Here is a 26,256-nt window from a genome sequence, read left to right as displayed (position 1 = left end):
GTCCTCAGCTCTGCGACACGGACTTGGGCAGGATGTCGTTGGCGACCATCTCGCCAAACGGGCTGACGTAGCCACCCGCTTTCGGTTGCTCCGGGCGCTGTACATCCAGGTGCGGGAACAGCAGCTCGGCAACGCGGTATGACTCTTCCAGGTGCGGGTAGCCAGAGAAGATGAAGGTGTCGATGCCCAGCGCTGCGTATTCCTTGACCCGCGCTGCCACGGTCGGGCCATCGCCGACCAGCGCAGTGCCAGCACCGCCGCGCACCAGGCCAACCCCAGCCCACAGGTTGGGGCTGACTTCGAGGTTGTCGCGGCTGCCGCCGTGCAGAGCGGCCATGCGTTGCTGACCAACCGAGTCGAAGCGCGCCAGCGAGGCTTGGGCACGGGCAATGGTGGCGTCGTCCAGGTGCGAGATCAGCTTGTCGGCGGCGGCCCAGGCTTCGTCGTTGGTTTCCCGCACGATCACATGCAGGCGGATGCCGAAGCGTACTTCGCGGCCCTGCGCGGCGGCCTTCTCGCGCACCTGGGCGATCTTCTCGGCTACTGCTGCAGGCGGTTCGCCCCAGGTCAGGTACAGCTCGACCTGCTCGGCAGCCAGGTCCTGCGCTGCCTCCGAAGAGCCGCCGAAGTACAGCGGCGGACGTGGTTGCTGGATCGGTGGGTAGAGCAGCTTGGCGCCCTTGACCTGAATGTGTTTGCCTTCGTAGTCGACGTTTTCGCCTTCGAGCACTTTGCGCCAGATACGGGTGAACTCGACCGAGGCTTCGTAACGCTCCTGGTGGTTGAGGTGCAGGCCATCGCCGGCCAGCTCGTCCGGATCACCGCCAGTGACCAGGTTGAACAGCGCCCGGCCATTGGACAGCCGATCCAGCGTGGCTGCCTGGCGCGCCGCCACGGTCGGCGAAATGATGCCGGGACGCAGCGCGACCAGAAACTTCAGGTTCTGGGTGACCGGGATCAGCGACGCGGCCACCAGCCAGGAGTCTTCGCAGGAGCGTCCGGTCGGGATCAGCACGCCGCCAAAGCCAAGGCGGTCCGCCGCCTGGGCAATCTGTTGCAGGTAACCGTGGTCGACCGCACGGGCGCCATCGGAAGTACCCAGGTACTTGCCGTCACCGTGGGTTGGAAGGAACCAGAAAATATTAAGGCTCACTGGAGTTGTCTCCTCAAGGGTGGCTCAAGCCGGAGCGGCGCCCCGGCGCAGGCAGATCAATCAAGGCGCAGTTGCGACCTTGGCCGGGGGTGTCCAGATCACGTCCTTGATGCTCAGCGGCTTGGGGATCAGCTTGAGCGTTTGGAAGGTGTCGGCAATTTTCTGTTGTGCGGCGACCACTTCAGGGGTCAGCGGCGCTGCGCCGTAGCCCTGACGTTTGACCGAGGTCAGGGTGATGTCGGCCGGCAGGCCCAGCAGCGGTGCGACCTGATCGGTGACCTCCTGCGGATTGGCCTGGGACCACTGGCCCACCGCGCGGACTTCTTCGATCAAGGTGTTGATCACCGCCGGGTGCTGGGTCGCATAGTCGCGAGTCGCCAGGTAGAACTGGTGGTTGTCGACCAGGCCCTGGCCGTCACGCAGGGTACGCGCCTGCAGCTGCTTTTCGGCGGCGGCCTGGTACGGGTCCCAGATCACCCAGGCGTCGACGCTGCCACGCTCGAACGCGGCGCGGGCATCTGAGGGCGGCAGGTAAACCGGTTGAATATCGCTGTACTTGAGGCCGGCATCTTCCAGCGCACGCACCAGCAGGTAGTGCACGTTGGAGCCTTTGTTGAGGGCGACTTTCTTGCCCTTGAGGTCTTTTACCGACTGCACCGTGGAGCCCTTTGGCACCAGGATCGCTTCGCTGTGCGGCGCTGGCGGCTCGTAGGCGACGTAGAGCAGATCGGCGCCGGCGGCCTGGGCAAACACCGGCGGCGTTTCGCCAGTGACGCCAAAGTCGATCGAGCCGACGTTGAGCCCTTCAAGCAACTGCGGGCCGCCGGGGAATTCGGTCCACTGCACCTGAATTCCTTGCTCGGCCAGGCGCTTTTCCAACGTGCCCTTGGCCTTGAGCAGCACCAGCGTGCCGTATTTCTGATAACCGATGCGCAGGCTCTCGGCCTGGGCTTGAGTAATGGCGCCGAAGGATACAGCCGCCGCAAACAGGGCGACCAGACCGCGACGCAAGAAGACTGTGCGCATGGCGCTCTCCAAGACGTATAGGGTTCGGGTTGCACCTGCTTGCCTCGTTGACGGGCGAGTAAGGTGGAAAAACGTGTGGCTTCAGATGCTCCAGCGAGCACTGATCAAGCGTTCATTGAGCACGCCTGGGGCGACCGGTTGTGGCCGGCGAACCAAGGCGCTGTGAAACGTGTCGAGCGAGTCCAGCAGGCGCGCTTCGAGGCTGGCCGCGAGCTGCGCCGGGGCGCTGCCTTCGCCATAGGCGATCTGGCTGTCGTCGGCGAAGATCCCTTGCAGGGTCTCTTGCGCCTTGAGTGCCGACAGCACGGGCTTGAGGGCGTAGTCCACCGCCAGCATATGGGCGATGCTGCCGCCGGTTGCGATTGGCAGCACCACCTTGTGTTCCAGAGCGCGCTCGGGCAGCAGATCGAGCAGGGTTTTCAGGGCGCCGGCAAACGACGCCTTGTACACCGGGGTAGCGACGATAAGGCCATCGGCCTGCGCTACCAGCTGCTGAAAGTGCTGCACCTGCGGGCTGTCGAAGCGCGCATGGAGGAGGTCTTCGGCGGCAAACTCGCGGACCTGAAAGGTCACGACCTCGACCCCACGCTCTTGCAGCCACTGGCGTGAACGCTCCAGCAACACGCCGGAGCGGGAACGGGTACTTGGGCTACCACCTACCGAGACAACCAACATGAGCAACGCTTCCTTCGATTCGTGGCGGGGCCTGTTCAGTAGTGGTCCCGCTTGATGTAAGTGACCTTAACAGCAGTTCACATATATCTATAAATCATATTTTTTCATTTGTTTATTCTTTTAATGAATATAAAGCCAAGCCTCGCACAATTCTATGTAGGAGCGGCCGTACGTGGGGCGAATAAAAAAGGGCCGCATGAGCGGCCCGAATATCCCTGCTTGGCTAAGAGCATGTGCAACGAGGATTCTGTATTCAGCGGTTGGGCTGCGGTGTCAGGCGCAGGTAGGGCTTCACGGCGCGATAGCCTTTGGGGAAGCGTTCCTTGATTTCAGCTTCATCCTTGAGCGAGGGCACGATCACTACCTCGTCGCCATCCTGCCAGTTGCCTGGCGTGGCGACCTTGTAGTTGTCGGTCAGCTGCAGCGAGTCGATCACCCGCAGGATTTCGTTGAAGTTGCGCCCGGTGCTGGCCGGATAGGTAATGGTCAGGCGCACCTTCTTGTTCGGGTCGATGACGAACAGCGAGCGCACGGTGAGGGTGTCGTTGGCGTTGGGGTGGATCAGGTCGTACAGGTCGGAGACCTTGCGATCGGCATCGGCAATGATCGGGAAGTTGACCACGGTGTTCTGGGTTTCATTGATGTCATCGATCCACTTGTGGTGCGAATCGACCGGGTCGACCGACAGGGCGATGGCTTTGACCCCGCGCTTGGCGAAGTCGTCCTTGAGCTTGGCGGTCAGGCCCAGCTCGGTGGTGCACACCGGGGTGAAGTCGGCAGGGTGCGAGAACAGCACGCCCCAGCTATTGCCCAGCCACTCATGGAAGCGAATCTTGCCTTCGCTGGAATCCTGTTCGAAATCGGGGGCGATGTCGCCGAGTTTGAGGCTCATGGTACGGCTCCTGTGTCTGCGTTATGGGTCCAATGTGCCTGCAATCGAAAAGGATTAAAAAGAATAAATATTGATTTATTTATAACTAGAATGCATTACGAATTACAGGCATAAAAAAGCCTCGCACTAGGCGAGGCTCTTTTCGGTGCAGCTACGACTTACTTGAAAGCGTAAGTGTAGTTGACGATGAAGCGGGTCTGGTCCTGGTCAGCCAGCGAGCTGGTGCCAGTGCCGCGGTACATACCATGGCGCAGGGTAGCGCCCAGGCCTTTCAGGGTGCCTTGCTGGATCACGTAGTCGATCCGGGCGTCGCGTTCCCATTCAGAGAAGGTGCCGTTGCCGTTGGCGTTGCGGCCATCTTCACCGCGCAGGTAGGAAACAGCCGCTTTCAGACCCGGCACGCCAACGCGCGCGAAGTCATACGAGTACTGACCGAAGGTGGTGTTTTCACCGGCCTTGGCGAACTGGTTGATCATGCTGTCGGTGAACAGGTAGAAGCTCGCGCCACCTGCGCCTTCCGGACGGCCATTGCCATCACGTACCGAACCTTGGTTCAACCAGACGAAACCGCCGTCATCGCTGACGCGTTGATGACCGAGCAAGAAGGCATGACCACCCAGGGAGTAGGTGAACATGGCAGACCAGGTCTTGTTGTCGACCTCGCCTACGTTCTTGGCGTAGCCACTGTTGTTGTTGAAGTTGTAACCACCGCCGTTGCCGTTTTTGCCGTCGCTGCTGCTGTCGAAGTAGCGCAGGTCGGTTTTGAACGACTGGTCGTCAGCGATCTTGAAGACGTGAGTCGCGCCCAGGAAGTGCTGCTTGTAGAAGTCTTCCAGGTTCGAGTAGTAGTACTGCAGGGTCAGGTCTGGGGTGAGCTTGTAGTCCAGACCACCGTAGCGGAACTTGTTGCTGTCAGCGGTAGCACCGTTGACCGACAGACCAGTCCGGTTGCTGGACGCACGGCCCATGGCGTGAGTCATCTGACCAGCGTTGATGGTCAGGTTGTCGATTTCCTTGGAGGAAATGGTGGCACCTTCGAAGGTCTGCGGCAGCAGACGGCCATCGTTGGCAACCAGGATCGGCAAGGCTGGCGCCAGCGCGCTACCGAAGTGAGCTTCGGTCTTGGAGAAACGAGCCTTGGCGTTGGCGCCGAAGCGTGCCCATTGCTTCTCGGACGAACCGTCGGAGTCGCTTGGGAAGAAGCTGCTGCCATCAGGATGGTAGCCCTTGCCGCCGTCCAGGTGGATGCCCCACAGCGCCTGAGCATCTACACCAAAACCAACGGTGCCTTCGGTGAAGCCGGAAATGAAGTCAAGCTTGAAGCCCTGACCCGACTCGCGGTTGTCAGGACGTGGCTTGTTGCCGCCGGCTTCACGGTTATCGTTGTTGAAGTACATGGTACGCGAGCTTACGGACAGCTTGCTGTCCTCGACGAAGCCAGCAGCACCTGCTTGTTGGGCGAGAACCCCCAGTGCCACGGCCAGAGCCAGGCTTGACTTGTACATGTTTTGCTCCTCTACGTTCTAATTTTTGTATATCAGTGGCGGCGAGGTCTATTGCCCCACTCACCATGGACTGGCGATTTAGTCGCAGAGCGTGACCGTCCAGTCAATCATTTCCGAACGTTTCACGACTAAGGTCTAAGCCGCCCCCCTGGGCTACAGGATAATGACAATCCTATAAATCCAAAATGACTGTTTTATGAATCGCTAAGACTATTGCGGCATATCATAGGAACCTTTACTACCATTTGCGGTATCGGCAGGGGCCCTTAAGAGCTTTAGGTTATTTGCAAACGTTTGCTCATAACCTTATTTCCTTTTGCTCTAGGCCGGGCAAGCGTAGCAGTGAATAGGTGATGCGCCAGCCGTGGGTCACTGGCTGCGGAACTTCTGGAGCCTAAGCTAATGCAAAAAAGTTATTTATTTGACAATTCTTAGATCATTTAGTCTCTCATCATCCACTACCCAGATTGCTGACGAGAGGCAAACCCATGATCCCGCACGCTCCGCTGCGCCTGTTCGCCGCCCTGACCCTCGCCAGCAGCAGCTGGTTGGCCCAGGCCGCTGACCTCACCGTGGCCTACCAGACCACCGTTGACCCAGCCAAGGTGGCCCAAGTCGATGGCGCCTACGAAAAAGCCAGCAAGGCCGATATCGACTGGCGCAAATTCGATAACGGCGCCGACGTGATCACTGCCGTGGCCTCGGGCGATGTACAGATCGGCTACCTCGGCTCCAGCCCGCTGGCCGCAGCCGCGACCCGCAAGCTGCCGGTCGAAACCTTTTTGATCGCCACCCAGATCGGCGCCGGTGAAGCGCTGGTTGCCCGCGACAGCATCAAGACCCCGCAGGACCTGATCGGCAAAAAGGTCGCCGTACCGTTCGTTTCGACCGGCCACTACAGCCTGCTCGCTGCGCTCAAAGCGTGGAACATCGATGCGTCCAAGGTGCAGATCCTCAACCTCGCCCCGCCGGCCATCATCGCCGCCTGGAAGCGTGGCGATATTGACGCCACCTATGTCTGGGACCCAGCGCTGGGCGTCGCCAAGGAGAACGGCAAGGTGCTGATCACCTCCGGTGAGCTGGCACAAAAAGGCGCGCCGACCTTCGACGCCTGGATCGTACGCAAAGACTTTGCCGCCAAGCACCCGGACGTGGTCAAGGCCTTCGCCAAGGTCACCCTGGATGCCTACGCCGACTACCGCAAGGACCCGGCAGCCTGGCTGGCCAACCCGGACAACGTCGCCAAGCTGGCCAAGCTCTCGGGCGCCAAGAGCAGCGATATCCCGGTGCTGCTGCAAGGCAACGTCTACCCGCTGGCCGCCGACCAGACCCGCGCCCTCGGCGCGCCGACCACCCAGGCCCTGAGCAACACCGCAGCCTTCCTCAAGGAGCAAGGCAAGGTCGACGCCGTTCTGCCTGACTACGCCCCATACGTCACCGCCAAATACCTGCCCAACTGATCCGGAGCCCGTCATGGCCTTGCTCGAGCTGGAGCGCATCAGCGCACAGTACCCCGGTGCCGACACCCCGGTGCTGGCCGATATCAACCTGAGCCTGGGCCCGCGCCAGCTGCTGGTGGCCCTTGGGCCATCGGGCAGCGGCAAGACCTCGCTGCTCAACCTGATCGCCGGCTTCGTGCCTCCCAGTGCTGGCCGTATCAGCCTCGACGGCGTGCCGGTGCAAGGCCCGAGTGCCGAGCGCGGCGTGGTGTTTCAGGACGACGCCCTGCTGCCCTGGCAAAACGTGCTCGGCAACGTCGCCTTTGGCCTGGAGCTGGCCGGCGTAAGCCGTGCCGAGCGCGAAGCCAAGGCGCGCGAAATGCTCGCACTGGTCGACCTCGCAGGTTTCGCCGAGCGGCGCATCTGGCAGCTTTCGGGCGGCCAGAAGCAGCGCGTCGGCCTGGCTCGCGCCCTGGCCGCCAACCCGCGTGTGCTGTTGATGGACGAGCCGTTCGGCGCCCTCGATGCGTTTACCCGCGAGCAGATGCAGGAGTTGTTGCTGCAGGTGTGGCAACGCACAGCCAAACCGGTATTCCTGATTACCCATGACATCGAAGAGGCGGTGTTTCTCGCCAGCGAGCTGGTGCTGCTTGCGCCCAACCCGGGCCGTGTCGTCGAACGCCTGCAACTGGACTTCGGCCAACGCTACGCCGCCGGCGAATCGGCGCGGGCGATCAAGTCCGACCCGCGTTTTATCGAAACACGCGAACACGTGCTGGCGAGAGTCTTCTCGCAACGCGAAGACGCCCGCCGGGAGCACTCAGCATGAGCACTGTCGAACTGCCGCTGGCCGCCAAACCAGCCAACCTCAAACCGCTGCCGCGCAAACCACTGTCGACCCGCTGGATCAGCGCCCTGACCCTGGCCAGCCTGTTACTGCTGTGGTGGGCGGTCACCGCCGCCGAGCTGGTCGAACCGCTGTTTCTACCACCACCGGCAGACATCCTCGGCAAAGCCTGGGTGCTGCTTACTCAAGGCTACATGGACGCCAGCCTGTGGCAGCACCTGGGTGCAAGCCTTGGGCGGATTGGCCTGGCGCTCGGCGCAGCCATCCTCACGGCGATCCCGATCGGCATTGCCATCGGCTCCAACCGCATTGCCCGGGGCATTTTCGACCCACTGATCGAGTTCTACCGGCCAATTCCGCCGCTGGCCTACCTGCCGCTGATCGTGATCTGGTGCGGCATCGGTGAGCTGTCCAAGGTGCTGCTGATCTTTCTGGCGATCTTCGCCCCGATTGCCATCGCCACCGCCACCGGCGTACGCACCGTCGACCCGGCCAAACTGCGCGCAGCGCAGTCGCTGGGCGCCACAAAGGCCCAGCTGATTCGCCATGTGGTATTGCCCAGCGCCCTGCCCGACATCCTCACCGGCGTGCGTATCGGCCTGGGCGTCGGCTGGTCGACCCTGGTTGCAGCGGAATTGATCGCCGCCACCAGCGGCCTCGGCTTCATGGTCCAGTCAGCGGCGCAGTTTCTGGTCACTGACGTGGTGGTGCTGGGGATCCTGCTGATTGCCCTGATCGCCTTCGCCCTGGAAATGGGCCTGCGCGCCCTGCAACGCAAGCTGGTGCCTTGGCACGGCCAGACCCACTGACCACGACTGACCACGCCGGCACTCCGGCGCCCGACAAAGAGACTGCCATGAGCCTGACCATCACTCCGTTAAGCCCGGCCCTCGGCGCGCAGATCACTGGCGTCGACATCAGCCGTGAAATCACAGCCGAACAACGCGACGCCATCGAGCAGGCGCTGCTCAAGCATCAAGTGCTGTTCTTCCGCGAGCAGCCGCTCAATCCGCAGCAGCAAGCCCGCTTCGCCGCACGTTTTGGTGATCTGCATATCCACCCGATCTACCCCAATGTGCCGGAAACGCCACAAGTGCTGATCCTCGATACCGCCGTCACCGACGTGCGCGACAATGCCGTGTGGCACACCGACGTGACCTTCCTGCCGACCCCGGCGCTGGGCGCGGTACTGAGTGCCAAGCAGTTGCCGGCCTACGGCGGCGATACCTTGTGGGCCAGTGGCGTAGCGGCATTCGAAGGCTTGTCGGCGCCCCTGCGGACGATGCTTGACGGCCTCACCGCCACCCATGACTTCACCAAGTCATTCCCGCTGGAGCGCTTCGGCACCACCGCCGAGGACCTCGCCCGCTGGGAAGCTAGCCGGCGCAACAACCCGCCGCTGACGCACCCTGTGGTGCGTACGCATCCGGTCAGCGGGCGCAAGGCGTTGTTCGTCAATGAAGGGTTTACCACGCGCATCAACGAGTTCAACGAGCAGGAAAGCGAGGCCCTGCTCAAGCTGCTGTTTGCCCATGCGACGCGGCCGGAGTACAGCATCCGCTGGCGCTGGCAGGAAAACGACGTGGCCTTTTGGGACAACCGCGTGACCCAGCATTACGCCGTCGATGACTACCGCCCGCAGCGGCGGGTCATGCACCGCGCCACCATCCTTGGCGACGCGCCGTTCTAGCGCAGGCAAGGGGCTGCCCGGCAGCCCCTCACGCAACTACCTGACCATGTGCAGGAACTGCATGTGCCGTTCGTACTGGTCAAGGATGTCGTTGATGATCTGCTCCTTGCTGTAGCCGACCAGATCGTAATCCTGGCTACCCTCGGACAGATGCACCTCGGCGCGGTAATAGCGGCGGTTTTTCAGCTCTTGCGCGCCCAACCCGCCCAAGGCGAATGAAGGTGTGAAATAACCGCGCATCTGCACCTGGTAGATGAACGGCTGCTCTTCACCATGGCCGACTTTCAGGCTGACGTTGTCGTGGCTCGGGTCGTCCTGGGTGATCAGCACCAGGCCTTTCTGCTCGAACACCTCGCGCACGTCATTGATCGCCGGGCGCACCACGTCATCCATGAAGCGGTACACCTCATCGCGCGATGGGAAGTGCACAGCCTGGCTCAAGCGCTGACGCCAGCCGCCGCGACCACGGCGGCTCTGCGCGACCGGTGCCAGCGAGTGCAACTGGGCAATACGCCGCTGCGACTCAAGGTAGAACGCCTTGTGCAGGCCCCACATCATGCACAGCAGGATCAGCGAGAACGGCAATGAGGTCAGCACCACCGCCGACTTCAGCGAGTCGATGCTGCCAGCGAACAGCAAGGCACTGGTGATCAACGCGGTCATCGCCCCCCAGAAGATCCGCAGCCAGTTCGGGCCGTCTTCGTCAGGGCTGCCGCCCTTCGCCGACAAGGTCGACAACACCACGGTGCCGGAGTCGGCCGAGGTGACGAAGAAGACGAAGCTGATGAACACCGTCACGGCGATCACCGCCTTGCTCCACGGATAGGTTTCGAGCAGCAGGTACAGGCTCATCGACGGGTTTTCCAGCGCCGACTGACCGAGCGCGACCAGGCCGTGGTTGAGCACCTGGTCCATCGCGCTGTTGGCGAAGATCGACATCCATGCCAGGGTGAAACCAAGCGGGATCAACAGCACGCCGAAGACGAATTCACGAATGGTCCGGCCACGGGAGATCCGCGCGATGAACAGGCCCACGAACGGCGCCCAGGCAATCCACCAGGCCCAGTAGAACACCGTCCAGCCACCCAGCCAGTCGCGGTTCTCGCCGTAGGCATAGACGTCGAAGCTCTTGCCTGGCAAGGCGCCAAGGTAGTCACCGAGGTTCTGGATCAGGGTATTGAACAGGTGCTGGGTCGGCCCGGCAAACAGCACGAACAGCAGCAGGGCGCAGGCCAGGAACAGGTTGATGTCGGACATCACCCGCACGCCCTTCTCGACCCCGGCCACGGCTACCGCGACTGCGGCGCCCATCATCAGCGTGATCAGCGCGACCTGCACCCATTGGCTGTGCGGGATGCCGAACAGGTAATCCAGGCCGGAGTTTAGGTGCAGCACGCCAAAGCCCATGTCGGCGCCCAGGCCGAACACCGTGGCGATGATGCCGAAGCCATCCACCGCGTAACCGATCGGGCCGTTGATACGCTTGCCGATCAGCGGGTACAGCGCCGAACGCAGCGCCAGCGGCAGGTTGTGGCGGTAGGCAAAGTACGCCAGCGCCATGCCGACAAAGGCAAATACGCCCCAGCCATGCAGGCCCCAGTGCAGGAACAGCAGCTTCATTGCTTCGCGCCCGGCTTCGGCGGTGCCGCCCTCGCCCTGGGGCGGTTGCAGCATGTGCGTCAGCGGCTCGGAGACGCAGAAGAAGAACAGCGTGATGCTGATACCGGCGGCGAACAGCATGCCGGCCCAGGACAGGTAACTGAACTCGGGTTCGTCATGGTCGGCACCGAGTTTGATCTTGCCGTAGCCCGACAAGGCGGTGACCACCACGAACACCAGATACAGGGTCATGGCCAGCATGTAGTACCAGCCCACCGTGTTGGCAGCCCAGTTTTGCGCGGCCAGCAACCAGGCACCGGAAGCCTCGGGGTTGACGATGACCACCAGCCCGAAGAGCAGGATAAAACTGGCGGCGAAGTAGAACACCGGGGCATTCATGCGCATCTTGCTGTCAGCAAGTTCAGGGGTGGGACTACTCATGCAACCTGCACCCCGCTGTGGGAATCAGGCATAGGATTTAACGGGTTCAGCAAAGGCATATCCTCCTGTTGAACACCGGCAGCGACCAGCGTTTTTATGTTGAACAAGCGTTCAAGTTAAACATGGATTGGCCTTCGATGCGACCTGCCCCGCTGAGCGGGGCAGGTATATAGAGGAGCTGACAACGGCTTTTGCTCGGCGCTTTTGCTATTTTTTTGCCTGGCAGTCGAGCTGCAGATTGGCCTGGGTGATGTTGCTGTCGGCCGGCACGCTGCGGGTCAGCCAGACGTTGCCGCCGATGGTCGAACCCTTGCCGATGGTGATCCGCCCAAGGATGGTCGCGCCGGCATAGATCACCACATCGTCTTCGACGATCGGGTGACGCGGCTGGCCCTTGTGCAGGCTGCCGGTCTCGTCGGCGGTGAAGCGTTTGGCGCCTAGGGTTACCGCCTGATAGATGCGCACGCGCTCGCCGATGATCGCGGTTTCGCCGATCACCACGCCAGTACCGTGATCAATGAAGAAGCTCGGGCCAATCCGTGCGCCGGGGTGGATATCGATGCCGGTGGCCGAATGCGCCAGCTCCGAGCTGATTCGCGCCAGCAATGGCAGGCCGGCCAGATACAGATGGTGAGCCAGGCGGTGGTGGATGATCGCCAGGATCCCTGGGTAGCACAGCAGCACTTCATCCACGCTGCGCGCAGCCGGGTCGCCGTGGTAGGCGGCGAGCACGTCGGTGTCGAGCAGCACGCGCATCTCTGGCAGGGCCGCAGCGAAGCCCTGGATCAGGCGCAAGGCCTCGCTGTCGGCGTTGGCTTGGTCAGTCTGGCTCTGCCGTGCGGCATAGCGCAGCTCCAACCGTGCTTGCGCGAGCAGTGCAGTGAGGGCCGTGTCGAGGGTGTGGCCGACGTAGAAATCCTCGCTCTCTTCACGCAGGTCGACCGGGCCTAGGCGCATCGGGAACAAAGCCCCACACAGTTGCTCGAGAATGCGCTGCATTGCTTCACGCGACGGCAGCTCGCGGCCGCCCTTCTCGCCGCTGCTGCGGCCATTTTGCGTGCGCCATTGCTCACGGGCGCCGCGCAGGCCGGTCACGATCGCCTGCAACTGCCATTTGCCGGGGGATGATTGTTCGCTCACGATGTGCTCCTGACTGTCGTATAGATCCACTCTACGACAAATCCAGCCCTTGGAAAAAACAACGCTTTATTCCATCCTGCGCTAAGTCGGGCATAAGCCACGCTGACGGGCTACCCTCAACGCAGCCGGCCAACGGCTCAATGCACACAAATGGAATAACAAAATACGTTTTTATTATTTCATGAGCTAAACAGCCCACCCTTATAGTCGCCACCCACTACTTCCACCAAAAGCGCGGGGCCTTGCCATGTCGATCTTTGCCAAACCGCTACTCAATGCCAGCCTTGCCATCGTGCTTGGCACCGGTCTGTTCAGCCAGGCGTTTGCCGGCGAGCAGCTGCAGACCATCAAGGACAAGGGCGTGCTCAACGTCGGCGTCGAAGGCACCTACCCGCCGTTCAGCTTTGTCGATGACAGCGGCAAGCTGTCGGGCTTTGAGGTAGAGCTGTCGGAGCTGATCGCCAAGGAGCTTGGGGTCAAGGCCAAGGTCCAGCCGACCAAGTGGGACGGCATCCTCGCGGCGCTGGAGTCCAAGCGCCTGGACGTGGTCGTCAACCAGGTGACCATCTCCGACGAGCGCAAGAAGAAGTACGACTTCTCCGAGCCGTACACCGTCTCCGGCATTCAGGCACTAGTGCTGAAGAAAAAAGAAAAAGATCTGAACATCAAGTCTGCAGCCGACCTGGCCGGCAAGAAGGTCGGTGTCGGTCTGGGCACCAACTACGAGCAATGGGTCAAGGCCAACGTGCCGACCGCCGACGTACGCACCTATGAAGACGACCCGACCAAGTTCCAGGACCTGCGCGTGGGCCGCACCGACGCTATCCTGATCGACCGCCTGGCTGCGCTTGAGTACGCCAAAAAAGCCAAGGATACCGTTGCTGCAGGGGACGCCTTCTCGCGTCTCGAGTCGGGCATTGCCCTGCGCAAGGGTGAACCGGAACTGCTCGCGGCCATCAATCAGGCCCTGGACAAGCTGCGCGCCGACGGCAGCCTGGCCAAGCTATCCGAGAAGTACTTCGGCGCTGACGTGACTAAATGATTGAAGAGAGCCTACAACTGGTAGCCGACTCCGCGCCCTTTCTGCTCAAGGGCGCTGGCTATACCATCCTGCTCAGTGTCGGCGGTATGTTCTTCGGCTTGCTGCTGGGCTTTGCCCTGGCGTTGATGCGCTTGTCCAAGGTGCTGCCGCTGGACTGGCTGGCGCGTATTTACGTGTCGTTCTTCCGCGGCACGCCGCTGTTGGTACAGCTGTTTGTAATCTACTTCGGCCTGCCACAGATCGGCCTTGAGCTTGACCCGATCCCGGCAGCGCTGATTGGCCTGTCGCTGAACATGGCAGCCTACGTTTGCGAAATCCTGCGGGCGGCGATCTCGTCGATCGAGCGCGGCCAGTGGGAAGCCTGCGCCAGCATCGGCATGACCCGCGCCCAGGCCATGCGCCGGGCGATCCTGCCGCAAGCCATGCGTACCGCCCTGCCGCCGCTGGGCAACAGCTTTATTTCGCTGGTCAAGGACACCGCCCTGGCGGCCACCATTCAGGTACCGGAGCTGTTCCGTCAGGCGCAGCTGGTCACCGCGCGGACCTTCGAAGTGTTCACCATGTACCTGGCCGTTGCGGTTATCTACTGGATCCTGGCGAGCATCCTCGCCCACTTCCAGAACCGCCTGGAAGCACGGGTCAACCAGCATGACCAGGAGCGTTGAGCATGATCGTAGTTGAAGGCCTGACCAAGCGGTTCAACGGCCAGACCGTACTCGACGGCATCAACCTGACCGTCCAGCCCGGTGAAGTGATCGCCATCATCGGCCCCAGCGGTTCGGGCAAGACTACCTTTCTGCGCTGCCTCAACCTGCTCGAGACCCCCGACGCCGGACGCATCCAGATCGGCGACATCAGCATCGACGCCAACCGCTCGCTGGGTAACCAGCAGAGCGCCATCCGCCGCTTGCGCCAGCAGGCCGGGTTTGTCTTCCAGAACTTCAACCTGTTCCCCCATCGCACGGCGTTGGATAACGTCATCGAAGGGCCGCTGGTGGTCAAGAAGACCCCGCGCGCCACAGCCCTGGAGCTGGGCCGACGTTTGCTGGCCAAGGTCGGCCTGGCCGGCAAAGAAGACGCCTACCCACGGCGCTTGTCCGGTGGCCAGCAACAGCGCGTGGCGATTGCTCGGGCGTTGGCTATGGAGCCGGATGTGATCCTGTTCGACGAGCCAACCTCAGCGCTGGACCCGGAACTGGTGGGTGAAGTGCTGGAGACCATTCGTGGCCTGGCCGAAGAGCAGCGCACCATGATCATCGTCACCCACGAGATGAGCTTTGCCCGGGATGTCGCCAATCGGGTGATCTTCTTCGACAAAGGGGTGATCGTCGAGCAAGGTGAGGCTAAAGCGCTGTTCGCTAATCCCAAAGAAGAGCGTACCCGGCAGTTCTTGCGCAAGTTTCTCGGCACTAGCGGCTCTTAATATCCTCCCTGTTTGGCCGCTGCGCCGCTCGGCGCAGCCTCAGGCCGCCCTCGCCGCCCGCCTCAGCACTTCTATCCATATTCCAAAATGATCGTTCTAAATTATTTGATAAGCCTTTAGGGTATATACACCGGACCACCGGACCAGCACATGCGCAGCGCAACCACCAAGCGCCGCCGCCACTTTTTTGTGAGGTCAGGAATGGTCAGGAATGCAATCACCCCAGTGCATAACGCCAGGGCATTGAGTACAGCCAAGGAGCGGTACTAATGTCCAGCCAAGCACAAACCCTTCACGCCAGCGACCTCGACAGCCCGCCAGCACTGCTGCCGGCCAAGGTCCTGCGCAACGACGCCGAAGCCCTGCAAGCCGCCCATGAGCTGGCCGCAGTCGCTCGCGCAAACGCCTCCAAACGCGACCAGCAGCGCAAGCTGCCGTGGGCCGAGATCGAGCTGTTCACCCGCAGCGGACTGGGCAGCATCAGCATCCCCAAAGCCTTCGGTGGTGCAGACGTGTCCTTTGTCACGGTCGCCGAGGTGTTTCGCGTCATCAGCGCTGCCGACCCGGCGCTGGGGCAGATCCCGCAGAACCAGTTCGGCATGCTCCAGCTGCTGCGCCTGACTGCCAGCGAAGCCCAGCAGGCGCTGATTTTCGGCTCGGTGCTGAACGGCTGGCGGATCGGCAATGCCGGCCCCGAGCGCGGCAGCAAAGACACCCTCACCCTGAAGGCGCGGATCAGCCGTGACGGCGACGCCTATCGCATCAGCGGCGAGAAGTTCTATTCCACTGGCGCACTGTTCGCCCACTGGGTTGCGGTCAAGGCGCTGGATGACGAAGGCCGCCAACGCCTGGCTTTTGTCCGCCGTGGCAGCCCGGGCCTGCGCATCGTTGACGACTGGTCAGGCTTTGGCCAGCGCACCACCGCCAGCGGCACCGTGCTGCTCGACCAAGTACCGGTGGAGGCAGAGCTGGTGATCGACAACTGGCGCCAGCGCGACCTGCCCAACATCCAGGGCGCGGCGTCGCAGTTGATTCAGGCAGCCATCGACGCCGGTATCGCCGAAGCAGCCATCGATGACGCGATCAGCTTTGTGCGGGAGAAGTCCCGGCCGTTTATCGACGCCAACGTCGAGCGCGCCAGCGATGACCCTTACGTGATCGCCGACATCGGCCGGCTCAAGCTCGAGCTGCACGCCGCCGAGGCGCTGCTGCGCAAGGCCGCGCGGGTGCTGGATGAGGTCAACGCTGGGGCCATCGATGCTGACGCCGCCGCGCTCGCTTCGATTGCGGTAGCCGAAGCCAAGGTGCTCACCACCGAGATCGCCCTGCAGGCCAGCGAGAAGCTCTTCGAACTGGCCGGCAGCCGCGCCACCCTCGCCGAGTTCAACCTCGACCGGCACTGGCGCAATGCCCGCGTGCACACCCTGCACGACCCGGTGCGCTGGAAGTACCACGCCGTAGGCGCCTGGCACCTGAACGGCACCCGGCCTGCCCGACATTCCTGGATTTGAGGGCCTCTGGGGCCGCTTCGCGGCCCTTCGCGGGTAAACCCGCTCCCACAAGGTTCAGCTCAGTCACCTGTAGGAGCGGGTTTACCCGCGAAGGGGCGCGAAGCGGCCCCAAGGCTCCGGAGAACACAATGAACGCAACTGTCATCCGCACTGACGGCGAGGCCCTGGCCGTCGCTGACGAACTCGCCAAGCAACTGCGCCGCGACAGCGCCCTGCGCGACCGCGAGCGGCGCCTGCCGCACGCCGAGCTGGAGCTGTTCAGCCGCTCCGGGCTGTGGGCCATCAGCGTGCCCAAGGCCTTTGGTGGTGCCGGCGTGTCGTATGTCACCCTGGCCCAGGTCATCGCCCGAATCGCCCAGGCCGACGGCTCGCTGGGGCAGATCCCGCAGAACCACTTCTACGCCCTGGAAGTGCTGCGGGTAAATGGCACGCCCGAGCAACAGCAGCGGCTGTACGCCGAAGTGCTGGCCGGGCGGCGCTTCGGCAACGCCCTGGCCGAACTCGGTACCAAGACCGCCCACGACCGCTCCACCCGGCTCAGCCGCGAGGGCGACGGTTATCGCATCAATGGCCGCAAGTTCTACTCCACCGGCGCGCTGTATGCGCAGCGTATCCCCACTTCGGTGATCGATGACGACGGCATTCAGCGGCTGGCCTTCGTGCCGGCTGATGCGCCAGGCCTGCAAGTGATCGACGACTGGAGCGGCTTTGGCCAGCGCACCACCGGTAGCGGTTCGGTGGTGTTCGATAACGTCTGGGTAGCCGCTGCCGACGTGGTGGCGTTCCAGAGCGCATTCGAGCGGCCGACACCGGTCGGCCCACTGGCGCAGATCCTCCACGCTGCAATCGATACCGGCATCGCCCGCGCTGCCTTCGAAGACGCGCTGCACTTCGTGCGTACCCGCAGCCGGCCATGGGTCGATTCGGGCCACGACAAGGCCGTCGACGACCCGCTGACCCTGAAGAGCTTCGGCCAGCTGTCGATCCGCCTGCATGCCAGCGAAGCACTGCTGGAACGTGCTGGCGAATTCCTCGACCAGGCCGCGGCAGCCACGCCGGAGACAGCCGCCGAGCGAGTGGCCGCAGCCTCGATTGCCGTCGCCGAGGCCCGTGCCATCAGCACCGAAATCGCCCTCGCCGCCAGCACCACGCTGTTCGAGCTGGCCGGCAGCCAGGCCACCCTGGCCGAACACAACCTCGACCGCCACTGGCGCAACGCCCGCGTGCACACCCTTCACGACCCGGTGCGCTGGAAGTATCACGCCATCGGCAACTACTACCTCAACGACGTCAACCCACCGCGGCGGGGGACGATCTGATGAGCAAGCAAATCCTCCTCAACGCCTTCAACATGAACTGCGTCGGCCACATCAACCATGGCCTGTGGACCCACCCACGCGACACCTCGACCCAGTACAAGACGCTGGACTACTGGACCAACCTGGCCAAGCTGCTTGAGCGCGGGTTGTTCGATGGCCTGTTCATCGCCGATATCGTCGGCACCTACGACGTCTATGGCCAGTCGGTCGATGTAACGCTGAAGGAGTCGATCCAGCTGCCGGTCAACGACCCGCTGCTGCTGGTCTCGGCCATGGCTGCCGTCACCCGCCACCTGGGTTTTGGCCTGACCGCCAACCTCACCTACGAGGCGCCGTATCTGTTCGCCCGCCGGCTGTCGACCCTTGACCACCTGAGCAACGGCCGGGTCGGCTGGAACATCGTCACCGGCTACCTCGACAGCGCCGCCCGCGCCATGGGCCTGGAGCAACAGCCCGAGCACGACCGCCGTTACGACCAGGCCGACGAATACCTGCAAGTGCTGTACAAGCTGCTCGAAGGCAGCTGGGATGACGACGCGGTGGTCGCCGACCGCGAGCAGCGGGTCTACGCCCGCCCCGACAAAGTGCGCAAGGTCGAGCACCACGGCGAGTTCTACAAGGTCGAGGGCTACCACCTCTGCGAACCCTCGCCGCAGCGCACGCCGGTGCTATTCCAGGCTGGCAGCTCACCGCGCGGCCTGAGCTTTGCCGGCAACCACGCCGAATGCGTATTCATCAGCGGCCAGGACAAAGCCTCCACCCGTATTCAAGTCGACAAGGTGCGTGCCGCAGCCAAGGCGGCCGGGCGTGATCCGCAGGCAATCAAGGTATTCATGGGCATTACCGTAATCGTCGCCGCCAGCGAAGCCGAAGCCCAGGCCAAGCATGCCGAATATGTGCGCTACGCCAGCCCTGAGGCCGGCGTCGCCCACTTCGCCAGCTCGACCGGGATCGACTTCGCCGCCTTCGAGCTGGACGAGCCGATCGGCTTCGCCAAAGGCAACGCCATCCAGTCCGCGACCCGCCAGTTGCAGGACAGCGCCTGGACCCGCCGCCGCCTGCTCGACCAGCACAGCCTCGGCGGCCGCTACGTGACCCTGATCGGCACCGCCGCGCAGGTCGCCGATGAGCTGATCGGCTGGATTGACGAAACCGGACTCGACGGCTTCAACCTGACCCGCACCGTGACCCCGGAAAGCTTCGAAGACTTCATCGACCTGGTCGTCCCCGAACTGCAACGCCGCGGTCGCTACAAGACCGCCTACCAGGACGGCAGCCTGCGCGAAAAGCTGTTCGCCAGCGACCTGCCGCACCTGCCTGCCGACCATCCCGGCGCCCGCTACCGCAATACGACCCCAACCCCTGCCCCGACTGGAGCCCTGCACCATGCTTGATAAACTGTGCCGGCCCGTCGCGGCCGCCGTACTGTCACTGGCCATCAGCGCCAACGTGTTCGCTGCCGAGCCGCTTAAAGTCGGCACCACCGCAGCCTTTGCCATTCCCCTTGAAGCCGCTGTCGAAGAGGCGCACAAGCAAGGCCTGGAAGTGAAGCTGATCGAGTTCAGCGACTGGATCGCGCCCAACGTCAGCCTCAACAGCGGCGACATCGACGTCAATTACTTCCAGCACATCCCGTTCCTGGAAAACGCCAAGGCCGCTGCCGGCTTTGACCTGGTGCCGTACAAGCCGGGGATCATCAATAACGTTGGCCTGTACTCGAAAAAGTACAAAAGCTTTGCCGAGCTTCCGACCGGCGCCAGCGTGGCCATCGCCAACGACCCGATCAACAGCGGCCGTGGTTTGCAGCTGCTGGCCAAGGCCGGGCTGATCACACTCAAACCCGGCGTTGGCTACAAGGCCACCGAGGACGACATCGTCGCCAACCCGAAAAAACTGAAGATTCTGCAGGTTGAAGCAGTGCAGCTGGTGCGCGCCTACGACGATGCCGATCTGGTCCAGGGCTAACCGGCCTATATCCGCCTGGCGAACACCTTCGATGCCACCTCGGCACTGCTGTTCGACGGCCTGGAAAACAAGGAATACGTGATCCAGTTCGTTATCCGCCCGCAGGAAAAGGACGACCCACGCCTGGCCAGGTTCGTCGACATCTACCAGCACTCGCCTGCGGTAAAGGCTGCGCTGGACAAGGCACACGGCAGCCTCTACCAGGCCGGCTGGGAAGGCTGACATGAGCAGCGCCAGCGCCCTCAGGGTGCCCACTGCCCCAGCCGTCCCGGCGCCCGCCCGCGAGCAGGCGTTGCGGCCCGAGGTCAATCAGGCCCATGTGCGCTTCATCGGCCTGGGCAAAACCTACCCAGGCCAGGCCCAGCCTGCCCTGCAAGGCATCGACCTGAACATCCGCCGGGGCGAAATCTTCGGCATCATTGGCCGCAGCGGCGCCGGCAAATCGTCGCTGCTGCGAACCATCAACCGCCTGGAACAGCCGAGCCAGGGCCGGGTGCTGATCGATCAGGTCGACATCGCCCCTTTCGACGAAGACCGCCTGGTGGCCCTGCGTAGGCGCATCGGCATGATCTTTCAGCACTTCAACCTGATGTCGGCGAAAACCGTGTGGGACAACGTCGAGCTGCCCCTCAAGGTTGCCGGCGTAGCCAAGGCCGAGCGCCAGCAAAAGGTTCGCGCACTGCTTGATCTGGTCGGCCTGGCCGACAAGCATCAGGTGTACCCGGCGCAACTCTCCGGCGGGCAGAAGCAGCGCGTCGGGATCGCCCGGGCGCTGGTGCATGACCCGGAAATTCTACTCTGTGATGAAGCCACCTCGGCCCTCGACCCGGAAACCACCGCGTCGATCCTCGAACTGCTGCGCGACATCAACCAGCGTCTCGGCCTGACCGTGGTGCTGATCACCCATGAAATGGCGGTGATCCGCGATATCTGCCAGCGCGTGGTGGTGCTGGAGCGCGGCCAGGTAGTCGAGCAAGGCAAAGTCTGGCAGGTGTTCGGCAGCCCGCAGCATGCAGTGACCCGCACCTTGCTCGCGCCGTTGCAGGGTAAGTTGCCGGCAGCATTGCAAGGCAGTTTGCTGCCGACTGCAAGCAACCGCGATGCGGCCCTGGTGCTCAAATTGGTGGTGTTTGGCGAGCCGCAGTTATCTGGCTTGTTCGCCGACCTTGGCGGTCAGGTCAGCCTGCTCCAGGGCGGCGTTGAAACCATCGGTGAACATGCGCTGGGGCGATTGATCGTGTCAGTGCGGGGTTCAGCGCATGACACCCATGGCGTGCTCGAGCGCGCACGGCGTTGGGCAGATGATGTGGAGGTGTTGGGCTATGTGGACTGAGCGATTGCTGCAAGGCTTGTGGGACACCTTGCTGATGGTGGGCGTGTCATCGCTGGTGGCGTTGCTGCTGGGTATTCCGATGGCGGTGCTGCTGGTCACCAGCGACAAGGGCGGGATTTACCAGGCGCCGTTGCTCAACCGGGTGGTGGGCGCTTTCGTTAACCTGTTCCGCTCGATCCCGTTTCTGATTCTGATGGTGGCGCTGATCCCCTTCACCCGGCTGGTGGTCGGCACCACCTATGGCGTGTGGGCTGCCGTGGTGCCGCTGACCATCGCCGCCACACCGTTTTTTGCGCGGATTGCCGAGGTCAGTCTGCGCGAGGTTGACCATGGCTTGATCGAAGCGGCGCAGGCGATGGGGTGCCGGCGCTGGCATATCGTTTGGCATGTGTTGCTGCCCGAAGCGCTGCCGGGGATTGTTGGCGGGTTCACCATTACCGTGGTGGCGTTGATCAACTCGTCGGCCATGGCAGGCGCGATTGGTGCTGGCGGCTTGGGCGATATTGCCTACCGATATGGCTATCAGCGGTTTGACAGCCAGGTGATGTTGACTGTGATCGCCATGCTGGTGGTATTGGTCGCGGTGATTCAGTTGGGCGGGGATCGGTTGGCCCGCGGGCTGAACAAGCGTTGACCGGATTGGGCCCGCAAAGCGGGCCCAAAAATCTCAACCCCACCCCAGATCCGCAGCCGGCACCGGCCGCCCAAACCAGTAGCCCTGCCCCAATTGGCAGTCCTGCGCCAACAAGAACAGCGCCTGCTCCGCCTGCTCGACTCCTTCGGCATGCACCTGCATGCCCATGCTCCGGGCCAGGGCAATGATCACCCGTACAATCGCCACATCATCCTCATCCTGCGGCAACCCTGAAACGAACCCCTTGTCGATCTTGAGCTTCTGCACCGGCAAGCGCTTGAGTCGCAGCAGCGACGAATAGCCCGTACCGAAATCATCGATGGCCAGGCGCAAGCCCAGCTCGCGCAAGCGATGCAGCTGCTCCAGCGCCACCTCGGGGTCTTCCATCACCGCGCTTTCGGTCACTTCCAACTCCAGCAGCGCCGGGTTCAGGCCGGTGTCGTGCAGCACCTTGGCCACCTGCAGATACAAATCCCGCTGAGCAAACAGCCGGCTGGAGATATTCACCGCAATGAATTCGAGCAACTGCCCCGCGGCCTGCCATTCGACCATCTGCCGACACGCCTGGCGCAGCACCCAGCCATCGATCTCGGCAATCAGCCCGCTGGCCTCGGCAATCGGGATGAACTCGCCCGGTGGCACCAGCCCGCGCTCGGGGTGCTGCCAGCGCACCAGCGCTTCAACCCCAACCATCTCGCCGCTGGCCAGGTAATGCACCGGCTGGAAGAACAGCCGCAGTTCCTCCTGCTCCAGTGCCCGGCGCAGCTCGGTGGCAATTTCCACCCGCTGCTGGGCATGCGCAGTCAGCTCTTCGGTGTACAACGCATAACCACCGCGGCCGTTGCTCTTGGCCTTGAACAGCGCGGCATCGGCATTGCGCAGCAGCTGCGCGGCGCTGAGGGCATCGCTGGGGAACAAGCTAATGCCGACGCTCACCCCAATGAACAGGCTGTGCCCCTCGCAACTGAACGGCTCGCGCATCTGCTCGATCAGCGTCTGCGCCAGGGTTGCCGCCTGGCCGACCTGCTGGCAGTTCTCCAGCAGCACGGCGAACTCGTCGCCGCCGAGCCGGGCCAGAGTCAGCCCCTTGCCCAGGGCCGCACGCAGGCGTTCGCCAACCAATTTGAGCAATTGGTCGCCAACCGGGTGGCCAAGGCCATCGTTGATGCTTTGAAAATGATCCAGGTCGAGCAGCAAAAGCGCACAGCCGCGCTTGTGGCTCTGCGCCGCCGCCAAGGCCTGCTCGGCGCGGTCGTTGAACAGCAGCCGGTTGGGCAAGCCGGTCAGCGGGTCGTGGTGGGCGAGGTAAGCCAGCTCCTGCTCGGAATGCTTGATCGCACTGATGTCGCTGAACACTGCCACATAATGGCTGAGCTCGCCGCTGTCGTCGCGTACGGCGCAAATCGTCTGCCATTGCGGGTAGATTTCGCCGCTTTTGCGCCGGTTCCAGATCTCGCCGCTCCACTGCCCCTGCTCGCGCAAGGTGGCGTAGATCTGCTGATAGAAGTCCGCCCCATGGCGCCCCGACTTGAACTTGCTCGGGCGCTGGCCGAGCACTTCGCCCTGCTGATAGCCGGTAATACGCATGAACGCGCGGTTAACGTGCACGATCAGGCCCTGCCGGTCCGTCACCAGCACGCCCTCCAGAGTGCTGTCGAACACCGCCGCCGCCATGCGCAGGCGCTCGCGGTCCTCACTGCGCAGGCGCGCGCCGATACCGATGAAGTTGAGCAGGCGCGCCCGTGAGATAAAAATCACCAGCGCACTGAGCAACACCCATACCAGCACATTGATGCAGCGCCCCAGGTACAACGCGAGCGGATCATCGGACAACTGTTGCAACAGCTGCTCACTGAGCACCAGCCACAGGATCGATAACACCACGTACAGCGCGGCCATGCGCAAGGCGTCGCGAACAGAACCAGTCATGTCGGGTACTAATGCCCTTAAAAAAAATTGGGGCATTATAGGGCCCGAAACATGTCTTGATGCATTCCCGCTCTGGTTTTATTTCCCGGTCAATGGATAATGCAAAGCGCAGTTCCCCCCCGCGTTTCCGAGGGCTTTTACATTTATGTGGTACTACGGCTTACTCGACCTGTCGGCCTGGCAACTGGTCGCGGTCACCCTGCTGATGACCCACGTGACCATCATCAGCGTCACGATCTACCTGCATCGCTATTCGGCGCACCGCTCGCTTGAGCTGAACGCCGGCCTCAAACACTTCTTCCGCTTCTGGCTGTGGTTGACCACGGCGCAGAACACCCGCGAGTGGACCGCCATTCACCGCAAACACCACGCCAAGTGCGAAACCGTCGATGACCCGCACAGCCCGGTCATCAAAGGCCTGAGCACCGTATTGCGCAAAGGCGCCGAGCTTTACCGCGAAGAGGCGCAAAACCCCGAAACCCTGCGCATCTACGGCAAGAACTGCCCGGATGACTGGATCGAGCGCAACCTCTATTCGCGCTACAAGCTGGGCGGCATTGCCTTGATGGCAGTGCTCGACCTGCTGCTGTTCGGCACCATCGGCATCACCATCTGGGCGATCCAGATGATGTGGATCCCGTTCTGGGCCGCAGGCGTGGTCAACGGCCTTGGCCATGCCGTTGGCTACCGCAACTTCGAGTGCCGCGACGCCGCCACCAACCTGGTGCCGTGGGGCATCATCATTGGCGGCGAAGAGCTGCACAACAACCACCATACCTACCCCAACTCGGCCAAGCTGTCGGTCAAGCGCTGGGAGTTCGACATGGGCTGGGCCTGGATACGGGTGCTGAGCCTGCTGCGCCTGGCCAAGGTGCAACGGGTCGCGCCGATTGCCCACCGCGTCGAGGGCAAAGCCAGCCTGGACATGGACACGGCCATGGCGATCCTCAACAACCGTTTCCAGATCATGGCCCAGTACCGCAAGCTGGTCATCGCGCCACTGGTCAAGCAGGAGCTGGATGTGGTCGATGCCTCGCTGCGCCACCGCTTCCGCCGCGCCAAGCGCCTGCTCTCGCGGGAAACCAGCCTGCTGCAAGACCGCCACCACGTGCGGATCGAGTCGATGCTCGCCCACAGCCAGGCGCTCAAGACCATCTACGAGAAGCGCCTGGCGCTGCAGCAGATCTGGGCGCGTACCAGCGCCAATGGCCACGACATGCTCGCCGCCATGAAAGACTGGGTCCACGAAGCCGAGGCCAGCGGCATCCAATCGCTGCGCGATTTTGCCAGTCAGCTGAAAACCTACTCGCTGCGCCCAACCGCCTGATCTCCGTTGATCGGCACGCCCTGTTCTGGGGCGTGCCGAGCGGAACTTCACCCCACCTGCTTACTCAAATCCGCACATCGCCCGCGTGGCGGGCCGGATCGTGGCCGCACGCCCTCAGCCGAGAATCGCTCCGTGCACATGGCCAAACATATACAGCCCCGCGACCCGCCACCTGCCGCTGCGCAAACCCTGCTCGCGCTGTTTCATGCGCAAGGTGAAGTGGCGCGCCTGAGCGAGCGCGAGCAGCTGTTCAGTTCCCTGCTCGAAACCGTCAACGCAGTGCTCTGGGCGTTCGACTGGAAAACTCGCCAGGTGCTCTATGTCAGCCCCGCCTTCGAGCGCATCTTCGGCCGCCAGGTCAGCCGGGTGCTGGCTGACTTCAACGAATGGCGCGACAGCATCTACCCCGACGACCTCGAATACGCCGAGCGCAGCCTGGCCCAGGTGCTGCTGCAGGGCGCTGTAGAAGACCGCGAGTACCGCATCATCAACGCCGCCGGCGAAATCCGCTGGCTGAGCGACAAGTGCTATATCAACCAGCAGCAGGACGGCGACCGCGTGATCGTGGTCGGCATCGCCGAAGACATCACCGAAAAGAAGCAGCTCGAAGGCGAACTGCAGCGTCTGGCCACCACCGACGTGCTGACCCAGAGCAGCAACCGCCGGCACTTCTTCGAATGTGCCAACCAGGCCTTCACCGCCGCCCGCGAAGACGGCACCCCTTTGTCGTTTCTGCTGCTGGACATCGATGACTTCAAACTGATCAACGACACCTACGGCCACCAGCAAGGTGACCAGGTGCTGCAGCACATCGCCGACAGCGGCAAGGCCGTACTGCGCCGCGGCGATGTGTTCGGGCGGATTGGTGGTGAAGAGTTTGCTGCAGTGTTCCCCGGCTGCGAGGCCGAGGTCGCCGAGCAGATCGCCGAACGCCTGCAGCGCGAGATCCAGCGCCTGAGCTTCAGCCATGGTCAGGAACGTTTCGGCGTGACCATCAGCCAGGGCCTGACCAGCCTGCGCGACGACGACCTCAGCCTGGACAGCCTGTTCGCCCGCGCGGACGCGGCGATGTATCAGGCCAAGCGTCTGGGCAAGAATCAGATTATTTGCGGCTGACCAGAGCCTTGCGCACTCCCAACTCCATATCGTCGATCAGTGTTTTGGCCAAACCGCTGAGAATGCGCGCCGCACTCCCCGCCTGCCGGTCGTTTTCCATCTCTGCCTCGGTGGTCAGATGGCGGATGCAACCGAGCATGACCGACAACTCCGAGAAAGCCTGCTCGAACGGCACATCGCCCTGCACGGCAAACAACGCCAGACATTGATCTTGCGCGCCCTCCTGTAGGAGCGACCTTGCGTCGCGAAA

23 protein-coding genes and 1 pseudogene are annotated in these 26,256 nt (G+C 62.8%); 15 read left to right on the top strand and 9 right to left on the bottom strand.

The window, feature by feature from the left end:
- Positions 1 to 4: 4 nt before the first annotated feature.
- The 5 genes from ssuD to HU736_RS16560 form a co-directional block, all read right to left on the bottom strand.
- Positions 5 to 1,153: an FMNH2-dependent alkanesulfonate monooxygenase gene (gene ssuD, locus HU736_RS16580; protein WP_181089023.1), complete on the bottom strand. Its 1,149-nt coding sequence runs from the start codon at positions 1,151 to 1,153 to the stop codon at positions 5 to 7.
- A gap of 60 nt (positions 1,154 to 1,213) precedes the next feature.
- A complete protein-coding gene (locus HU736_RS16575) occupies positions 1,214 to 2,179 on the bottom strand; it encodes a sulfonate ABC transporter substrate-binding protein (RefSeq protein ID WP_186701390.1) in 966 nt (321 codons plus the stop codon).
- A gap of 81 nt (positions 2,180 to 2,260) precedes the next feature.
- On the bottom strand, positions 2,261 to 2,854 hold the full coding sequence (gene ssuE, locus HU736_RS16570) for an NADPH-dependent FMN reductase (RefSeq protein ID WP_101322561.1): 594 nt from the start codon (positions 2,852 to 2,854) through the stop codon (positions 2,261 to 2,263).
- A 253-nt stretch (positions 2,855 to 3,107) separates the two neighbouring features.
- Positions 3,108 to 3,746, bottom strand: coding sequence for a peroxiredoxin (locus tag HU736_RS16565; RefSeq protein WP_101322562.1), 639 nt, complete (start codon positions 3,744 to 3,746; stop codon positions 3,108 to 3,110).
- 158 nt (positions 3,747 to 3,904) lie between these two features.
- Positions 3,905 to 5,251, bottom strand: coding sequence for an OprD family porin (locus tag HU736_RS16560; protein WP_186701391.1), 1,347 nt, complete (start codon positions 5,249 to 5,251; stop codon positions 3,905 to 3,907).
- A 488-nt stretch (positions 5,252 to 5,739) separates the two neighbouring features.
- Here HU736_RS16560 and tauA point away from each other — a divergent pair, with 488 nt between their 5' ends.
- The 4 genes from tauA to tauD are packed head-to-tail and all read left to right on the top strand — an operon-like array spanning position 5,740 to position 9,227.
- Positions 5,740 to 6,711 (top strand): taurine ABC transporter substrate-binding protein, encoded by a 972-nt coding sequence (gene tauA, locus HU736_RS16555; protein ID WP_186701392.1) that lies wholly within the window; start codon positions 5,740 to 5,742, stop codon positions 6,709 to 6,711.
- Positions 6,712 to 6,724: 13 nt separating this feature from the next.
- The gene (gene tauB / locus HU736_RS16550) at positions 6,725 to 7,519 is read left to right on the top strand and encodes a taurine ABC transporter ATP-binding subunit (protein WP_101322565.1); all 795 of its coding nucleotides are present in this window, start codon (positions 6,725 to 6,727) and stop codon (positions 7,517 to 7,519) included.
- Complete coding sequence (tauC, locus tag HU736_RS16545) at positions 7,516 to 8,346, top strand: taurine ABC transporter permease TauC (protein WP_186701393.1); 831 nt, start codon at positions 7,516 to 7,518, stop codon at positions 8,344 to 8,346. Before tauB ends, tauC begins: the two co-directional genes overlap by 4 nt.
- A gap of 47 nt (positions 8,347 to 8,393) precedes the next feature.
- The gene (tauD, locus tag HU736_RS16540; protein ID WP_186701394.1) at positions 8,394 to 9,227 is read left to right on the top strand and encodes a taurine dioxygenase; all 834 of its coding nucleotides are present in this window, start codon (positions 8,394 to 8,396) and stop codon (positions 9,225 to 9,227) included.
- A 36-nt stretch (positions 9,228 to 9,263) separates the two neighbouring features.
- Here tauD and betT read toward each other — a convergent pair whose 3' ends face one another.
- Together betT and epsC are read right to left on the bottom strand one after the other, a co-directional pair.
- A complete protein-coding gene (gene betT / locus HU736_RS16535) occupies positions 9,264 to 11,267 on the bottom strand; it encodes a choline transporter BetT (protein WP_264081802.1) in 2,004 nt (667 codons plus the stop codon).
- 207 nt (positions 11,268 to 11,474) lie between these two features.
- The gene (epsC, locus tag HU736_RS16530) at positions 11,475 to 12,407 is read right to left on the bottom strand and encodes a serine O-acetyltransferase EpsC (RefSeq protein ID WP_103435334.1); all 933 of its coding nucleotides are present in this window, start codon (positions 12,405 to 12,407) and stop codon (positions 11,475 to 11,477) included.
- 247 nt (positions 12,408 to 12,654) lie between these two features.
- On the opposite strand from epsC, the gene tcyJ reads away from it, so the two are divergent.
- The 9 genes and pseudogenes from tcyJ (at position 12,655) to HU736_RS16485 (ending at position 21,634) form a co-directional block, all read left to right on the top strand.
- Positions 12,655 to 13,449 carry a cystine ABC transporter substrate-binding protein gene (gene tcyJ / locus HU736_RS16525; protein ID WP_103435335.1) on the top strand — a complete coding sequence of 265 codons (795 nt, stop codon included), beginning with the start codon at positions 12,655 to 12,657 and terminating at the stop codon, positions 13,447 to 13,449.
- The gene (gene tcyL, locus HU736_RS16520) at positions 13,446 to 14,114 is read left to right on the top strand and encodes a cystine ABC transporter permease (protein WP_101322571.1); all 669 of its coding nucleotides are present in this window, start codon (positions 13,446 to 13,448) and stop codon (positions 14,112 to 14,114) included. Before tcyJ ends, tcyL begins: the two co-directional genes overlap by 4 nt.
- A 2-nt stretch (positions 14,115 to 14,116) precedes the next feature.
- Positions 14,117 to 14,872 carry an L-cystine ABC transporter ATP-binding protein TcyN gene (gene tcyN, locus HU736_RS16515; protein ID WP_103435336.1) on the top strand — a complete coding sequence of 252 codons (756 nt, stop codon included), beginning with the start codon at positions 14,117 to 14,119 and terminating at the stop codon, positions 14,870 to 14,872.
- A gap of 269 nt (positions 14,873 to 15,141) precedes the next feature.
- Entirely contained in the window at positions 15,142 to 16,383 is a 1,242-nt protein-coding gene (locus HU736_RS16510) for an SfnB family sulfur acquisition oxidoreductase (RefSeq protein WP_186701395.1), read from the top strand.
- A gap of 128 nt (positions 16,384 to 16,511) precedes the next feature.
- Positions 16,512 to 17,702 (top strand): SfnB family sulfur acquisition oxidoreductase, encoded by a 1,191-nt coding sequence (locus HU736_RS16505; RefSeq protein WP_186701396.1) that lies wholly within the window; start codon positions 16,512 to 16,514, stop codon positions 17,700 to 17,702.
- Entirely contained in the window at positions 17,702 to 19,096 is a 1,395-nt protein-coding gene (locus tag HU736_RS16500) for an LLM class flavin-dependent oxidoreductase (protein WP_186701397.1), read from the top strand. Before HU736_RS16505 ends, HU736_RS16500 begins: the two co-directional genes overlap by 1 nt.
- Positions 19,089 to 19,889: pseudogene (locus tag HU736_RS16495) on the top strand (MetQ/NlpA family ABC transporter substrate-binding protein). The gene HU736_RS16500 and the pseudogene HU736_RS16495 overlap by 8 nt, the downstream one beginning before the upstream one ends.
- Before the next feature lies 1 nt (position 19,890).
- A complete protein-coding gene (locus HU736_RS16490; RefSeq protein WP_186701398.1) occupies positions 19,891 to 21,000 on the top strand; it encodes a methionine ABC transporter ATP-binding protein in 1,110 nt (369 codons plus the stop codon).
- Positions 20,990 to 21,634: a methionine ABC transporter permease gene (locus tag HU736_RS16485; RefSeq protein ID WP_101322578.1), complete on the top strand. Its 645-nt coding sequence runs from the start codon at positions 20,990 to 20,992 to the stop codon at positions 21,632 to 21,634. The genes HU736_RS16490 and HU736_RS16485 overlap by 11 nt, the downstream gene beginning before the upstream one ends.
- Before the next feature lie 33 nt (positions 21,635 to 21,667).
- On the opposite strand, the gene dibA is transcribed toward HU736_RS16485, so the two are convergent.
- Entirely contained in the window at positions 21,668 to 23,563 is a 1,896-nt protein-coding gene (gene dibA / locus HU736_RS16480) for a phosphodiesterase DibA (RefSeq protein ID WP_186701399.1), read from the bottom strand.
- Between the two features lie 145 nt (positions 23,564 to 23,708).
- On the opposite strand from dibA, the gene desA reads away from it, so the two are divergent.
- Together desA and HU736_RS16470 are read left to right on the top strand one after the other, a co-directional pair.
- Positions 23,709 to 24,890: a delta-9 fatty acid desaturase DesA gene (gene desA, locus HU736_RS16475; RefSeq protein ID WP_101322580.1), complete on the top strand. Its 1,182-nt coding sequence runs from the start codon at positions 23,709 to 23,711 to the stop codon at positions 24,888 to 24,890.
- Between the two features lie 138 nt (positions 24,891 to 25,028).
- Positions 25,029 to 26,006, top strand: a complete 978-nt coding sequence (locus HU736_RS16470; protein WP_103435342.1) for a GGDEF domain-containing protein — start codon at positions 25,029 to 25,031, stop codon at positions 26,004 to 26,006.
- Here HU736_RS16470 and HU736_RS16465 read toward each other — a convergent pair.
- Complete coding sequence (locus HU736_RS16465; RefSeq protein ID WP_186701443.1) at positions 25,993 to 26,208, bottom strand: DUF3077 domain-containing protein; 216 nt, start codon at positions 26,206 to 26,208, stop codon at positions 25,993 to 25,995. The genes HU736_RS16470 and HU736_RS16465 overlap by 14 nt on opposite strands.
- Between the last annotated feature and the right edge of the window lie 48 nt (positions 26,209 to 26,256).

This window comes from Pseudomonas shirazensis (assembly GCF_014268785.2).
Classification (GTDB): domain Bacteria; phylum Pseudomonadota; class Gammaproteobacteria; order Pseudomonadales; family Pseudomonadaceae; genus Aquipseudomonas; species Aquipseudomonas shirazensis.
This window is presented reverse-complemented; position numbering and strand designations above follow the sequence as displayed.